This is a genomic window from Paenibacillus cookii (assembly GCF_018333375.1).
Lineage (GTDB): Bacteria > Bacillota > Bacilli > Paenibacillales > Paenibacillaceae > Paenibacillus_AQ > Paenibacillus_AQ cookii.
The window spans coordinates 36,330-51,469 of record NZ_BORW01000025.1; the positions used below are offsets into that span (position 1 = coordinate 36,330).

A 15,140-nucleotide genomic window follows, 5' to 3' on the forward strand; every position below is an offset into this window, starting at 1 on the left:
GCAGTTTTCGTTTCGTGATGCCGCGATGGCCGGAAAATTTTTTATGGTTAGGGAGTTGCCCTCATGAGCCGGTTTCCTCCGCCGGTTCCTTTTTCGAGGAGGGCGTGCGGTAAGGCGACACCTTGTTTTTGCCCGTCGTTTTGGACCGGTACATCGCTTGGTCGGCTTGTTTGACCAATTCCTCCGCGGTACCGTTTTTGCGGAGCGAGCTGTAGCCGATGCTTAAGGTAACGATCGTTTCTTCGGCGACCCGGGCGCGGATCCGCTCCGCGATTTGGGCGGGATTAGCCCGTTTGTCCACGATCAGGGCGACAAGCTCCTCTCCGCCGAAACGGCCGCTGAGGCCGACCTCGGACACTTCCTCGTCGATGATCGCCGCCACCTGCTTCAATACCTGATCGGCACGTTGGTGGCCCTCGGTATCGTTCAGCTTTTTGAAATTGTCGATGTCGCAAAAGAGCATCGATACCTTGACGCCCTGCTCCGCATATTTGTTCAGCTGTTTCATGAAAAAGCGGCGGTTATACAGATTCGTCAGTCCGTCGGTGATGGAGGAACGGTAAATCGACTGCATCAGCTCGACGATCCGCTCGAACAGGATCAGGAACACGATCGTGTAATACGCAAGCGGAAGCCAGACCGTCGCGGCGTCGATCCATGAGGCATGCCAGCCGGCGTAACGCGCCAGCATCCCGACAGCCGCGTAGACGAAGTAGACGCCGATGCCGGCAAAATATTTTCCGCGCTGCCCGATCCGCGGCAGAATGAATGAAATGCCTGCATATAAGATGCCCAATTGGTAGACATCCAAGTAGATCTTCTGCCATCCGGTCCCTCCGAACGGCAGGACGTAAGAGACCAGCGGCACGAGAAACAGCAGCGCAAGCGATGCAAAAATCAGAGTCGAGGATCGGCTCATCCGGCGGTAAAGCTGAAACACGGCCAGGTTGAGCAGCAGGAACGAAAAAATTTGCAAATCGGCGATCCGGGAATAGCTCCCGCTCCGGCTGCCTGCAGGCGACAAGGCGAAATGGATGTTCAGACCTTCGTATGTCATAATAAATAGAAAGGCGACGATCATCGACACATAGGCCTTTTTCCGCTGCTTGCTGTACATAATGAGGCACATCATCGTCATGATGAGTATGATATAGAAACAGCATGCCGCAGCAATGCCGGCCGAAACGGCGTAGGGTGATCCGGACATGAAAGGCGTCATCCTCCATCGGCTCCCGAAATGGTTTTCCTTTACTGAAACATATGTTCCAATATATCATAATTTCGAAGATCCCGAAACGAGTGGACAGCACAAAACAGATAGAAAGAGATACTAGAAAGGGGCGTTTCCCCATGAGATTACTGCAAGCACTTTTTTTCCCGCCGGAACAGCCGGGCGGCGTATCCTCGATGATTCCTTACATGCAGGAGCGTTTTCAATCCTCGAGATGGGACATGGAGATGTTCTGGCTTCCGAAGCGGATCCGGAACAAGGGACATGAAGACGTCCGGTTCGAAACCTTTGACTGGACGGAATACGGCGACCATCCTATCGTTCAAAAATACATTCAAACCTACAAAGATTATTTATGGTGGACGAAGCTTCGGATCCAAAAGCCGTACGATCTGATCCATGCCCACCATCCGATCGCGGGCCTCGCCATGAAACAGGCGTTTCCGGACGTGCCGCTCATCCAAACTATCCATTCCAGCTACGAAAGAGAACTGATTTTGAACGGCAAAATCAAGGCGGACGGCCCCGAGCACCGATTCCTGGTGTCCTTGTACCGCGAGCTCGAGCTGAAAAGCGAACGGATGCTGACGGTTTCGCGTTCGTTTGCGGATTATCTGGGAGCCTACGTGGAACATCCGGAGCGCATCGCGGTAACGCCGAACGGATTCGACGAGAAACGGTTTAAGCCGGTTCCCCACGAAAACGACGTTCCGCAGCTGATCACCGTCTGCCGGCTCGTCCCGGCCAAAGGACTTGACGTCCTGCTTAAAGCGTGCGCGGAGCTGAAAAAGAAAGGGCTCGATTATGTCCTGCATATCATCGGCGACGGCCCGTACCGCACGGAGCTTGAAACGCTGGCCAAGCAGCTCGGCATTTACAATGAAACGATATTTTACGGCTATACGCTGCACCCCGAAGAGTTTATGCCGTTTTTCGATATTTTCGTTCTGCCTTCCCGGGCGGAAGCTTTCGGTTCGGTATTTGCCGAAGCGGCGCTCAGCTGCCTGGCGCTCGTCGGCACGAACGTCGGCGGGATTGCCGAACAGATCGAGGACGGCGTCAACGGCCTTCTCGTTCCGCCCGAGGATTACGTCGCGCTCAGCGAGGCGCTGGAGAAGGTCATCGCCGACCCGCTTTATCGTTACGAACTGGCGCGTTCGGCCTGGGACAAAGCCAAAAGCCATTATTCGCTGACCCATGCGGTCAATGAACTGAAGAAATTATATTTACAATACTCACCGGTGAAAGAGTGATGGAATGGTTTCTTTTAAATTCATCCATGCCGCGGACCTTCATCTCGACAGCCAGTTTAAAGGCATCAGCGGGCTTTCGGACAACATCCGCGCATATTTGCGCGAATCCACCTTTGCTTCCCTGGAGCGGCTGACGGAGCTGGCCGTCCGGGAGCGGGCCGATTTTATGGTCATTAGCGGCGACGTATACGATGCCAAGGACGCGTCGCTTCAGGCCCAGCTCCGTTTCCGGGAGGCGCTGGACCGGCTCGGCGAGCACGGTATCGGCGTGTACGTCATCCACGGCAATCACGATCCGCTTGATGGCCCGCGCATGGGCACTTCCCCGAAAGAGCATGTGCACGTGTTTGGCCCCGAATTCGAACGGGTCGTCGCATACCGCAGGCAGGATCGCCGGCCGGCAGCGGTCATCGGCGGCATTTCTTATCCGACGGCCAAAGTTACCGAAAATACGTCCCGGTATTTTGAAAGGAGCAAGGATTCATCCTTGTTCCATATTGCGCTTCTCCACGCCAACGTGGACGGCGATCCCGCGCATGAAACGTATTCGCCCTGCACCCGGAGCGACCTGAATGCGGCAGGCTACCATTATTGGGCGCTGGGACACATCCATAAAAGGCAAATCTTGCAGGAAAACCCCCATATCGTTTATCCGGGCAATATCCAGGGCCGCAGCATTCGGGAAACCGGGGCGAAGGGCTGTTATGCCGTTCAGGTGGATGAAGAAGGGAACGTCGGCCTGCGGTTTCATGAGCTGGATACGGTGCGTTGGTTCCGGGAGGAGCTCGCCATCGGCGGCCTGGAAAGCGAAGAGTCGTTCCATCAGATGGTGGAGGCTCGATTGGAGGCTATTCGCCGCGAACGTCCCGGGGAAATGAGCATCGTCCGGTTGACCGTGATCGGCCGAGGCCGTCTTCATGATCGGCTGGAAGAAGGGATGGCGGAAGAGCTTCTGCATGCGTTCCGCCGACAAGCGGTTCAAGCGGCGGAAGGGCCCGGCGGATTCCGCGGGCTCGTATGGATCGAAAGCTTCGAGATCCGTTCCGGCCCATGGATCGACCGGGAAGCGCTGCTTCAGGAGGACAGCTTTCTCGGCGAATTGCTGCGATACGGAAAGCGGGCCGGCCAGGACGAGCGGATCCGTTCCGAGTTGTTCCGCGGCGCGCTGCAGCCTCTGGCGGCGAACGGCGAGCTGCGCAGGCTGCTGGCCGAAACCGGCGAAGAGGAGCGGATGGGGTGGCTGCGGCGGGCCGAAGAGATGGCGGTCATGCTGCTGGCGGACCTTGGCCCGGAAACGGAAGGGGATAAGGAATCGGATGCACATTGAGCGTTTGCAAATTCAAGGTTTTGGCCGGATCCGGGACCGCGACATCCGGCTAAACGCCCCGATCACGGTATTGGCGGGCCCGAACGAGGCCGGCAAAAGCACGATCCTGCATTTTGTGCGGGCCATGCTGTACGGCATACCGAGCCGGTCCTACCCCGGGGAGCGTTTCGAACCGCCGGGAGGCGGAGCGCATGGCGGCGTATTGACCGCCAGGGCCGAAGACGGCTCGGCATGGACCGTCTCCCGGTTTGCGTCCAGGGAAGGCGGATCGGCCTCCGGACGGGGAGAACGGCTGTCGATCGTCAAAACGACCGCCCAAGGAACGGCTGTACATATGACGCAAGACGATTTGGAAAAGGGGCTCCTGGGCGGATTGTCGAGGGACATGTTCAAGCAGCTGTTTGCCGTGACCTTGACGGAGCTGCAGGAAATCCGGACCCTGCAGTCCGAGGAAATGGGCAGCTACTTGTTCCATGCCGGTTTCGGCGGCGGCGCCGGGATCGTCCGGGCCGAGCGGAGGCTGTTTCAGGAGATGGAAAGGCTGTACAAGCCGCGGGGACGGGTTCAAGAAAGCGCAAAGGTGCTGCAATCCATCGAGCGGCTTGAGCGGGAGATCTCGGAAAGCCGCGCTTATCTCTCCAAATATATGGCGGCGGATTCGAAGCTGCTGGAAACCGGAAAGAGCATCGGAGAAACGGAACAAAAACGGGCCGGGATATCCGACAGGCTGGTATTGCTTCGAAAGGCGCAGGACATCCGGCCGCAGTGGCTGAAGTGGAAGGAGGCTGCGCTCGAGCTGGCCGGGCTTCCCGAAGCTGCAAGTTACCCCGAGGAAGGCGTCTTGAGGTGGCATCGGCTTCAAGAGGAGCTGGACCGGCTGAGGATCCGGCAGAAAGAACTGGAGCATGCGGAAGCCGCCATGAACGAACAGTTGGGCCGTCTTCAGCCCGCCGAAAGCTTGCTGGCCAAGGGGCCGCTGATTGATAGGCTGGCGGCAAGGCGGGAGCCGATCCAAGTGAGGATCAAGGAACTCCAGGAATTTTCCGGCGAGGAGGCGGCCTTAAGGGAGCAGCTGCAACGATTGCTCCGGCAGATGGACCCGCGGTGGGGCATGGCCGAACTGCGGGCTTTTTCGGGCAGCGCCGCGGAGCGGGAGGCTGTCCGGCGGTATGCCGCCGGATTTGCCGGGTATGACCGCCGCATGGAGTCGCTTGCATGGGAGCGGGAGCAAAAGGGCAGGCAGCTGGAAGCGGCCGAATATGAGCTTCGGCGGGCGGAAGCCGCTTATGGCGAGAAAAAAGAAGACGGAACCGCCCGTTTCGCGATGTTCATCCCGAAATCCAAAGCCGAATTGCTCCCCGTTTGGAACGAAATCCAATCGGCGGCGGAACGTTGGCGCGAAACCCGTCTTGAACGGTTTTCCCTTCAGGAAATGGAAGAACGCGAGGCCGCCGTCGATAAACGCATAAGGGCTTTGTACCGGAAGCTGTTATGGGGGAGCGTCCTCTTGACGTTGCTTCTCCCTGGCGCGCTGTGGCTGCTGCAGTCCCCCCTGGGAGCCGGTGCGGCCTTGGCTTTGTTGGCTGCAGCCGATGCCGGGCTATGGCTGGGAAGCAGGCGGTCCTCCGCGAAAGCGGAGAGGACAAGCAGAAGGCATGCAAAAAGTTATGATCCGGGAAACGAGGAAAGCCGGTTGTCTTCGCTCATCTCCTCGCTAGTTGCCGACCCGCTGGCCGCTTCCGCCCGGGCGGAGGGCAAAGGGGAAGGAAGACGGGACGCCTTCTTTGCCGAACAGGATCTGGAATCGGCCCTGCGCGAACTGCGCAAACTGGTGGACGCCTGGCTGTTGTGGCAGGACGAACTGGAAAGAAGCAAAGCCGAAGCGTTGTCGGCGCGCCAGCGGACCGAGGCTTTGCGGCATGAGCTGGCGTCGCTCCGCCGTAAAATGGACAAGGAGCAGGGGATCTTCGCCGAGCTTGAAAAGGAGTGGCAGCACTGGCTGGCGGAGCGGGAACTCCAGGCATCCTCCTCGCCCGAGACGGTGATGGACCTGTTCGGATTTGCCGAGCAGGGAATGGAGCTTGTGCGGCGTCTCGATTGGCTTGATAGAAAAATGCGGGGGCTTGAGCAGGAAATACGGGCTTATGAAGAGGAATGCCGGCTGGTTCTGCCCGATCGGGAAGAAAGCGGACCCTCTACGTTTTTCCGGCTTGAAGCGGCCGAGCGGGCGTGGGATGAAGAGAAAAAGCTGCTGCGCCAAAGGGAAATCGTGATCTCCAGATTGGAGCCTGTACAGGAGGAGCGTATCCGGGTGAACGGGGAAATCGAAGCGGTCACGCGGTCCATGGCATCCCTGCTTGCCGAAGCGAAAGCGGCGGACGGAGAGCAGTTTTTGCGGCTCGGGGCCGCATCGGAGCGGCGCAAAGAGCTGGAGCGCAACATCCGCCAGCTTGCGGTCGGCATGTTCGGCGGCTGGCCCCGGGAACGGGGAGAAGCGCTTCGCTGCGTCCTGGACGAGCATGACGCCGCCTCCCTCGACGAAGCGGTGAAGGAAGCGGAACGGGAGCTCGGTCAGGCGGAGCTGCTGCTAAGCGAGCTGCGGCAGCTGCAGGGCAGGCTGCTGCAGGAACGGGACGATCTGGCGCGGTTATGCGCCCAGGATACGGCTCTGCAGCAGCTTGAGGAACAGAAGGCGGCGCTTAAGGACATCGCCGGGCAATACGCGGTTCGTGCCTTGTGCGCCGAAATGATCGCGAACACGCGCAGCATTTACGAACGGGAGAAGCAACCGCAATTGCTGAAGCTCGCTTCGTCTTATTTTGCCGAGCTGACGCGGGGGAGCTACGCCAGAGTCGTCATGAAGTTGGGCGACAAAAGGCTGCTGGCCGAACATCGCAGCGCCGGACTAATCGACAGCACGCTGCTAAGCCGGGGAACGGCCGAACAGCTGTACCTGGCGATGCGCTTCGCCCTTGCCGGGAGCATGAACGGCACAACGGCCGTGCCTTTGCTGCTCGACGATCTGTTCGTCAACTTCGACGAGGAGCGGATGTGCTCCGCCCTCGATCTGGCGGGCAAGCTGGCGGCGGAGCGGCAAATCATCATGCTGACCTGCCACCGTTATATTCTGGATCATGTAAGGCAAAGGCTGCCTCAGGCCGAAATCATCCGGATTTGAGCATCAGCTTGACCACCCAGACGATCGCCAGGCAGCCGAACAGCGGGTACAGCACGGATAAAAGCGAACTAAACCCGATTTGGCTGAGCAGGAAACAGATGAACAAAACGGATGCCGTAATGAGCCTCGGGGAAATGGAAATATGCTGCTGCAGCTGAAGCGTCACCCCGTACAAATCCGCCACGAACGTACTGAAGATTTCCAGGAAGATCAGGATGACGTAGATCAAATGGACGGCCGTTCCCAGATGGGAGGCGATGCTGCCCATAGGGATTTCGTATTGCCGGATGCCGGGCATATGCGCCGAGATGGCGATATGGGCCGAGAGCAGCATCAGCCCGACGCCGATTCCGCCCGCTATGCCTCCCCATTTGACGGCGGCCGCGCTTTCGGTTTTGCTTCCGAGCGGAACGAGGACGGCTTGGGCCAAAACGAGGTTAAAAGCGGTATAAATGATCGGCGATAGCCAAACCACGGACCAATGCGAATCGGCGGGCAGGCTGAGAAAACGGTCGGCGGTGGGGAGCTTGGCCGTATTGAGAATCAGGACGACCGACAAGGAGAGCATTAGCGGAACGACGATGCTGTTGAGCTGCATAATGGCATTCATGCCGTGCTTCAGCAAAAAAAACGTCCCTACGATCGTGATGAGCAGTCCGGTTTGATAATGCATGCCGAGATGCTCCATGAATACGGAGCCCGCCCCCGCGAGCATGACGCTGTTGACCCCGATCAAAATCAACAGCATGATGATGCTGATGACGGACCCCGCCTTCGGGCCGAAAAGATGTTTGTTCAGATCCTCGTAAGAGCGGGCGGAAATCCGGCGCGACAACAGCATCATTTTGGTGCCGAGCCATATGAACAGAATCGTCGCAAGCAAGATGGTCAGGGCGCCCCATTTGCCGAATCGGGTAAAAAACTGAATGATTTCCTGTCCGGTGGCAAATCCGGCCCCGACGACCGTTCCGATGTATGTAAATGCGATTTGGATGATGCGTATCCCGGTTTTCATTAGGTTCCTCCCTGCTTTAAAGCGGCGCTATTGTGTACTTCGCTTAGTACAGGTTATGATGGGATTGTGTAGGACATGACTCAGGCGTGTCCCCATCGGTTAGACCTCGAAAAAATATCCAACTGCTGCCACAGCATGAGAAAAGAGAGGCATAACGTTTGACGGAAATTATGGTTTACCTGACACAATACGGTTATATCGCATTATTTGTTTTGCTGGCATTAGGAATCGTGGGCGTGCCGGTTCCGGACGAAACGCTGATCGCGGCCTTCGGCGGCATGATCGCGCAGGGGCATTTTCATTTTGCCGTCGCGCTTGCCGTCACGTTTACGGGAAGCATGACGGGGATGATGATCAGCTATGCGCTGGGAAGAAAAGTAGGGAAGCCGCTATTGGAACGGTACGGCAAATGGGTCCGGCTCACGCCGGGGCGCCTGAAGTCCGCCGAAGCCTGGTTTAAGCGGTACGGCGCCTTCAGCATCGTGATCGGGTATTTCATTCCCGGATTGCGCCACTTGTCTTCCTATATGGCCGGGATATCCAAACTGCCCGTGGGACGTTACGCCGCTTATGCGGCATTGGGCGCGCTGCTGTTTTGTTCGACGTTTCTGCTGATCGGGCATGCGGTCGGGTATCATTGGAACGAAATCGCGATCATGATGCAGCGGTCGTCGCTCAAGGTCGGGGTGCTGGTGACCGTGCTGCTCGTTGCAATGCTTGCGGTCGCGGGGTTCGTTTGGCGGCGGAGACGTTAAACGCGGTGGTTCGCCGTTTCCGTTACAGGGTATGAATTTTTTTGAAAGGACGTCGATCGACGTTTTTCTTAATCGTTTTGGGGGTTATGAAATGGAAAAATTAAAGCAAAGGATTATTGAAGAAAGCACGGTCATGTCGGAGCAGGTGCTGAATTTGGACGGCATTTTGAATCATCAGGTGGATCCCGAACTGACGATGGAGATGGGCCGGGAATTTGCCGCGCGGTTTGCGGATGCAGGCGTCACGCGCGTCATCACGGTGGAATCCTCGGGCATTTCCGTCGCGTTTGCGACGGCGCTGGAGCTTGGGGTGCCGCTCGTGTTCGCGCGCCGCAAAAAAACGCTTTTGGCCGACCCCGACGCGTTATGCGAGCGTGTCCCGTCCTTTACGAAAGGGATCGTCACCGATATCATGCTGTCGCGCAAGTACATCCGGCCAGAGGATAAGGTGCTGTTTATCGACGACATTATCGCCAACGGCGATGCGGCCAGAGGGCTCGTCAAAATTATCGAACGTTCGGGCGCGGAGCTGGCCGGCCTCGGCGTCGTCGTCGAAAAATGCTTCCAGGCCGGCGCGCGCACGATCCGCGAGCAGGGAATCCGTTTGGAGTCGCTTGTAAGGATCGAGTCGCTCGATCACGGAACCATCACCTTTGCCGACTGATCGTCCAAATATAAACAATTTCTTTCAAGTGGCGTCCTTTTCGCTTATAATATACTTAAGAACTCGAGAGGGGAGGCAGCGAAATGGGGAAAGAACCGGTAACCGAACAGTTTTTCGTCGATAAACTGGCTGCAGCCAAAGATCATTTCGAACGCGCATTGGATTGCAAACATACGGAGTTTGATGATCTGTATCCCTACATGATGGAGCATCCTCAATTTTTCTGGTACAAACGTTACGTCGCCTGGTCGGAACTTCTGACCATCGTGCGTATGTGTGATGAGCTTGACTTTTCCTGGAAGGATTTGTTCGCCCCTCATCAAGTGGAGTATGTCGAAAAACGGGTGATGTCTTCTACAGTGCTTGATTTTTGGTTTGAGAAAAATGACAGCAAAGAGCATGCGCAACGCTAATTCTTGCACGAACGTGGAATTCAGCCGGCAAGCCGCTGCAAAAGATATGACCTAAATGAATCCATTTAGGTCTTTTTTTGTGATACGAACAAAGGAAAGGAGGCCGCTTGCGATGATTACCGACGAACAGCTCAACAACTACCGCCTTTCCGGAGAAATGGTCAGGGTGGTTCGCGACAGTCTTGAAGAAAACGACGTAAAAGGCATCGTGGTGGCGTGGGACGACAATCATGTGCTGATCCGGCGCCGCAACCGGAAGGTCGTCAAGCTTGACCGGAATTATTTGTTCCAGCCGGCGGACGAGCCCCGCAAAAACCCCGAAGCTTGAGCTTTCGGGATGATATAGCTGTAAGCAAAGCCGTTTTAACCTAAGGAATCCTCCTGCCTACATGGCAGAGCAGGGCTTCTCCGGTGTTAAAGCGGCTTTTTTGCAGCTGGGGAATGCATATTCCGGCGCTGCGCGCCAAAAAAGGTTCCGGCTTCAGCCCGAACTTCTGTGCCGCCGATCCGGGAAGAACAAGGGATTCCTTACGTCGTCGAAACAGGAGGGGAAAGAGGGTTGCCCGGAGAAAAGCCGGTGCCGACATTCGGAACGAGTCCCAGATAAGCCTTCATGCGGGCCATCATTTCGCTGCGGAAAGCCGGCCATAAAATGTTCATTTCGCCCGTGTAACCCCTGCATACATATTCCGCGCCGATGCCGCGTTCGTCTTGAAGGATGCGGTATACGCGGATTCGGCGGCTTTTGAATTCGCGTTTGACGCCGGACAGCAGCGTTAAGGCTTGGCGGTCGCCTCCGGCCACCACCTCCATGTACAGCTCGGGCGTTTTGAACACGCCGCTTTCTTCCATGATGCGAAGGTCCCGCTCAAACACTTTGTGAATGTATTGCAGCAGAAGATAACTTTTGATCAGCGCCAGTTCGTCGCGGGTTATGCCTGGTGCAGTCATGTAAGGATCACCGCCTTTCATGGGAACTCATGTTCTTATTTTATCCCGCCTGCCGCATTTTAATCAATGCTTTTTCGCTGGCAGTTGCTTCCGATTTTCATAAACATAAAATGGATCCCTAAAAAATATCGAAAAAGCGTTGACTATATTTTAAAATCATGGTATGATCTATCTTGTCGCCGCCAAAGAGTTATAAAACAACGAAAGCGCTAAGCGATGAATACATATGCGGTCGTGGCGGAATTGGCAGACGCGCACGGTTCAGGTCCGTGTGGGCTAACCCCCCGTGGAGGTTCGAGTCCTCTCGACCGCATCGCTTATAAACAGACCCGTAAATTATGTTCATAATTTACGGGTCTGTTTTTTTATGCAATCCGCAAAGAAATTGGCGAGTCGCGGTTTCTTAAACGAGGTGGCAGGCGACGATGCGCCCCGGTTTCGCTTCCCGGAGCTCGGGTTTGCTTTCCGTACAGACCGCCGCCGCGTAAGGGCATCGCGTCCGGAAGGGGCAGCCGCTTGGCGGTTTGAGCGGACTGGGAAGCTCGCCGCTGAGCACGATCCGCTCCTTGCCCGCCTCCACGTCGGGATCCGGGACGGGGATGGCGGACATGAGCGCGCGCGTGTACGGGTGCAGCGGTTCCGCATACAGCGTTTCGCTGTCGGCCAGCTCCATGATTTGCCCCAAATACATGACGGCAACGCGATCGCTGATATGTTTGACCATGGACAGATCATGCGCGATGAACAGGTACGTCAGTCCAAGCCGTTTCTGCAAATCTCTCAGCAGGTTGACGACCTGGGCCTGGATCGATACGTCCAGCGCCGAGATTGGCTCGTCGCAAATGATGAACTTCGGATCGACCGCGAGCGCGCGGGCGATCCCGATACGTTGGCGCTGTCCGCCCGAGAACTCGTGAGGGTAGCGGGTGGCATGATCGGGGTTTAAGCCAACCATGTGGAGCAGTTCCTCGACCCGATGCCTGCGCGCCGAACGGCTGTCGGCGAGACGGTGAATGTCCAGCGCCTCCCCGATAATGTCCATGATCGTCATGCGCGGATTCAACGATGCGTAGGGATCCTGGAAGATCATCTGCATCTCCCGGCGGAGCGCCTTCAGCTGGCGCGGCTTGAGCCGATAAATGTTCGTTCCTCCGTACCAGGTTTCCCCTTCCGTCGGCTCGTACAAGCGGAGGATCGTCCGTCCCGCCGTCGACTTTCCGCATCCCGATTCGCCTACCATTCCAAGCGTCTCTCCTTGGCGGACGCTGAAGCTCACGTCATCGACGGCCTTCAGGGTCTGGCCCCGTCCCAAGTGAAAATGCTTGCTCAGCCGGTGGACCCGGAGCAATGGCTCTGTGTTCATCTGGCCACCTCCCGTGCCAGCGGATGCAGCAGCCAGCAGCTTGCGCTGTGCGTTTCCCCGATGGCGGTCTTTTCCGGCAGCCGCTCCCGGCAGATGCGCATCGCATCCCCGCAGCGGGCCCAGAACGGACAGCCGGACGGCGGATTGGAAAGATCGGGCGGCGTGCCGTAGATCGGCACGAGGGGCTCATCCTTGCTCCGGTCGATGCGCGGCAGGGACCGCAATAATCCCCGGGTATACGGGTGCTGCGGCTGCTTGAATATTTCCCGCTTGGTGCCGGTCTCGACGATTTGGCCCGCATACATGACGATCACGCGGTCGCACAGATCCGCCACGATGCCCAAATCATGCGTAATCAGGATGATCGATGTCCCGAATTCGCGCTGCAGAGATTTTAGCACTCGCAGAATCTGCGCCTGGATCGTCACGTCCAGGGCCGTAGTCGGCTCGTCCGCGATGAGCAGCGCCGGGCGGCAGGCCAGTGCCATGGCAATCATCGCCCGCTGCCTCATCCCGCCGGAGAATTCGTGCGGATATTGCGAGAAGCGCGAGGCGGGATGGGGAATCCCGACCATCTCCAACATATCGATCGCCCGCCGCTTGGCTTCGCTAGCCGTCAAACGTTGATGTTTGTGCAGCACTTCGGTAATCTGGCGGCCGATCGTCATCGTCGGATTCAGCGATGTCATCGGATCCTGGAAGATCATCCCGATATCCTTGCCCCGAATGGATTGCATCTCCCGCTCTTTCAAACGCAGCAGATCTTTTCCCTGGAACCGGATCGTTCCTTCGCGGATTCGGGCGGGATGCTGCGGCAAAAGCCGCATGATCGCTTGGGCGGTCACGCTTTTGCCACAGCCGGATTCGCCGACGATGGCGACCGCTTCGCCGGGTTGGATATGGAATCCGATGCCGCGCACGGCCTGCACTTCGCCGCCGCGGACGGGAAAGGAGACGCGGAGATCTTGGACTTCGAGCAACGGTTGCATGGGAGAACCCTCCTTGTCCTTATTTTTTCATTTTCGGATCGAGCGCGTCGCGAAGCCCGTCTCCGAACAGATTGAAGCACAACATCATCAAGCTGATGAACAGCGCAGGGAAAGCAAGGCGCCAAGGATAAATGATCATGGTCTTCAGCGCGTCATTGATCATCGTCCCCCAGGACGCGGCCGGGGATTGCACGCCAAGCCCAAGGAAACTCAGCACCGCTTCGCTGAAGATGGCCGTCGGCACGGCCAAGGTCAAGGTGACGATAATCGGGCCCATCGCATTCGGCAGGAGGTGACGGAACAGAATGCGCATGTGAGGCGAACCCAGGGAACGGGAGGCGAGGGCATACTCCTGGTTTTTGAGCTGCATCATCTGCCCGCGCACGATCCAGGACATATTGATCCAGCCGGTCACGCACAGCGCCAAAATAATCGTGCCCAGACTCGGCTCGAAGACCACCACGAGCAGGATCGCCACCAGCAAATCGGGAACGGAGTAGATGATTTCGGAGATTTTGTTCATCGCGTCGTCGAGGCGTCCGCCGACGTAACCCATGATGCCGCCGTAGACCACGCCGATCACGAGATTGATGGCCGCCGCGGAGAAGCCGACGGTGAGCGAAATGCGGGCGCCCATCCACGTTCGGGCGAACATGTCGCGGCCGAGATCGTCGGTTCCGAACCAATGTTCGGCGGAAGGGGGCAGATTCGTCTGCTCCAAGTTGTTGGAGTAATAATCGTAGGGCGTCAGCACCGGGCCGATGATCGCCATCAAGATGATCAGCAGCAGGAAGGCAAGGGCCGCCATGGCAACCCGGTTGCCGAGCAGGCGCAGCCAGGCTTCGCGCCATGCGGACAGGCTTGGTTGTCCGATCGCTTCCGCCGCATGTTCGCCGACGTCGGCCTTCCGGAAATCTTCCAAAGTCAAGGCGCGTTCTTCGGCAGTCGAGGAATGGGGCATGGTCATACCGCTTTCTCCTTTCCCGATACGAGCGTGATGCGGGGATCGATGAGTCCGTACGCGATGTCGGTGATGAAACGGGCGCACATGAGAATGAGTCCATAGAATAGGGTAATGCCCATAATAAGCGAGTAATCGCGGTTGCTGATGCTCGTGACGAATATTTTGCCGAGCCCTCCGATCCCGAAAATTTGCTCGATGATGAAGGATCCTGTCACGACGTTGGCCGTGAGCGGCCCAAGGTAGGTGACAACGGGCAGAATGCCGTTGCGCAGCACATGCCTCCGGATGATGGCGCTGCTGGACAAGCCTTTGGCCTTGGCGGTTTTAATGTAATCGGCCGTCAACACTTCAAGCATGCTCGAACGGGTCAGGCGCGCGATAAAGGCGATCGGCAAGGCGGAGAGCGCCAGGGTAGGCATAATGTAATCGAGCGGCCCGTTCAGGCCGACGACATGCAGCCATTTCAGCTGTACGCCGAAAATATATTGAAAAAACGAAGCCAGCACGAAGCTGGGAACCGATACGCCCAAGACTGCGATGACCATCGAGGCGGAATCAAGCAGCTTGCGGTGCCGCAGCGCCGCCACCATGCCAAGGCCGATGCCGACGATCACCGAGACGATGATGGAGACGATGCCAAGCTTCAGGGAGTAGGGAAAAGCATCGCGTATCGTCTGGCCGACTTCCCGGTCCTGCATTTTCATCGAAATCCCCAAATCGCCTTTCGCCAGGTTGGACAAGTATACGAAATATTGCTCGTAAAGCGGTTTGTCGAGTCCGTAATGGGCCATGAGCCGGGCGCGAATTTCCGGGGGAACCGCTTTTTCCGACATGAACGGATCGCCGGGGATGGACTTCATGAGCAAAAACGTGACCGAAGCCAATACCCACAGCGACAGAACGAGATAGAACAGTTTCGTTAAGGAGTACCGAAACATCGCTGCATCCTCCTTTCCAGTCAGTTCATTGCTTCCCCATGGGTATGAAGAAGAGGGACGCACCGGCACTTGGCCAATGCATCCCGGAGGGCCTCATAC

Annotated in this window: 14 protein-coding genes and 1 tRNA gene; 8 read left to right on the forward strand and 7 right to left on the reverse strand. The window is 57.3% G+C overall.

Annotation, left to right across the window (positions count from 1 at the left end; genetic code table 11):
• Positions 1–61: 61 nt before the first annotated feature.
• Complete coding sequence (locus tag KI367_RS19200; RefSeq protein ID WP_246537110.1) at positions 62–1,207, reverse strand: GGDEF domain-containing protein; 1,146 nt, start codon at positions 1,205–1,207, stop codon at positions 62–64.
• Between the two features lie 143 nt (positions 1,208–1,350).
• On the opposite strand from KI367_RS19200, the gene KI367_RS19205 reads away from it, so the two are divergent.
• From KI367_RS19205 to KI367_RS19215, 3 genes are read left to right on the forward strand one after another with little or no spacing between them, the layout of a single operon-like run.
• Positions 1,351–2,484: a glycosyltransferase family 4 protein gene (locus tag KI367_RS19205; RefSeq protein WP_036706728.1), complete on the forward strand. Its 1,134-nt coding sequence runs from the start codon at positions 1,351–1,353 to the stop codon at positions 2,482–2,484.
• A 4-nt stretch (positions 2,485–2,488) separates the two neighbouring features.
• Positions 2,489–3,811, forward strand: a complete 1,323-nt coding sequence (locus KI367_RS19210; protein ID WP_212951702.1) for a metallophosphoesterase family protein — start codon at positions 2,489–2,491, stop codon at positions 3,809–3,811.
• Complete coding sequence (locus KI367_RS19215; RefSeq protein WP_212951704.1) at positions 3,801–6,989, forward strand: AAA family ATPase; 3,189 nt, start codon at positions 3,801–3,803, stop codon at positions 6,987–6,989. The genes KI367_RS19210 and KI367_RS19215 overlap by 11 nt, the downstream gene beginning before the upstream one ends.
• Here the strand turns inward: KI367_RS19215 and KI367_RS19220 are convergent.
• Positions 6,976–8,004, reverse strand: a complete 1,029-nt coding sequence (locus KI367_RS19220; protein ID WP_212951706.1) for a YkvI family membrane protein — start codon at positions 8,002–8,004, stop codon at positions 6,976–6,978. The two genes, KI367_RS19215 and KI367_RS19220, sit on opposite strands and share 14 nt — an antisense overlap.
• Before the next feature lie 158 nt (positions 8,005–8,162).
• Between KI367_RS19220 and KI367_RS19225 the strand changes: the two genes are divergently transcribed.
• The 4 genes from KI367_RS19225 to KI367_RS19240 all read left to right on the forward strand — a co-directional run bounded on the left by KI367_RS19225 (position 8,163) and on the right by KI367_RS19240 (position 10,164).
• Positions 8,163–8,759: a DedA family protein gene (locus tag KI367_RS19225; protein ID WP_036706734.1), complete on the forward strand. Its 597-nt coding sequence runs from the start codon at positions 8,163–8,165 to the stop codon at positions 8,757–8,759.
• A 91-nt stretch (positions 8,760–8,850) separates the two neighbouring features.
• Positions 8,851–9,423, forward strand: a complete 573-nt coding sequence (locus KI367_RS19230; protein WP_036706864.1) for a xanthine phosphoribosyltransferase — start codon at positions 8,851–8,853, stop codon at positions 9,421–9,423.
• Between the two features lie 83 nt (positions 9,424–9,506).
• Positions 9,507–9,836, forward strand: a complete 330-nt coding sequence (locus KI367_RS19235; protein WP_036706737.1) for a hypothetical protein — start codon at positions 9,507–9,509, stop codon at positions 9,834–9,836.
• Positions 9,837–9,948: 112 nt separating this feature from the next.
• Positions 9,949–10,164: a hypothetical protein gene (locus KI367_RS19240; protein ID WP_036706742.1), complete on the forward strand. Its 216-nt coding sequence runs from the start codon at positions 9,949–9,951 to the stop codon at positions 10,162–10,164.
• A gap of 200 nt (positions 10,165–10,364) precedes the next feature.
• Here the strand turns inward: KI367_RS19240 and KI367_RS19245 are convergent, their stop codons facing one another.
• Positions 10,365–10,787, reverse strand: coding sequence for a YhjD family protein (locus tag KI367_RS19245; RefSeq protein WP_212951708.1), 423 nt, complete (start codon positions 10,785–10,787; stop codon positions 10,365–10,367).
• 228 nt (positions 10,788–11,015) lie between these two features.
• On the opposite strand from KI367_RS19245, the gene KI367_RS19250 reads away from it, so the two are divergent.
• Positions 11,016–11,100, forward strand: a tRNA-Leu gene (locus tag KI367_RS19250).
• A gap of 90 nt (positions 11,101–11,190) precedes the next feature.
• Here KI367_RS19250 and KI367_RS19255 read toward each other — a convergent pair.
• From KI367_RS19255 to KI367_RS19270, 4 genes are read right to left on the reverse strand one after another with little or no spacing between them, the layout of a single operon-like run.
• The gene (locus tag KI367_RS19255; protein ID WP_212951710.1) at positions 11,191–12,150 is read right to left on the reverse strand and encodes an ABC transporter ATP-binding protein; all 960 of its coding nucleotides are present in this window, start codon (positions 12,148–12,150) and stop codon (positions 11,191–11,193) included.
• Positions 12,147–13,139 (reverse strand): ABC transporter ATP-binding protein, encoded by a 993-nt coding sequence (locus tag KI367_RS19260; RefSeq protein ID WP_212951711.1) that lies wholly within the window; start codon positions 13,137–13,139, stop codon positions 12,147–12,149. The genes KI367_RS19255 and KI367_RS19260 overlap by 4 nt, the downstream gene beginning before the upstream one ends.
• A gap of 19 nt (positions 13,140–13,158) precedes the next feature.
• Complete coding sequence (locus KI367_RS19265) at positions 13,159–14,106, reverse strand: ABC transporter permease (protein ID WP_246537112.1); 948 nt, start codon at positions 14,104–14,106, stop codon at positions 13,159–13,161.
• Positions 14,103–15,041 carry an ABC transporter permease gene (locus KI367_RS19270; protein WP_036706751.1) on the reverse strand — a complete coding sequence of 313 codons (939 nt, stop codon included), beginning with the start codon at positions 15,039–15,041 and terminating at the stop codon, positions 14,103–14,105. Before KI367_RS19270 ends, KI367_RS19265 begins: the two co-directional genes overlap by 4 nt.
• Positions 15,042–15,140 lie beyond the last annotated feature (99 nt).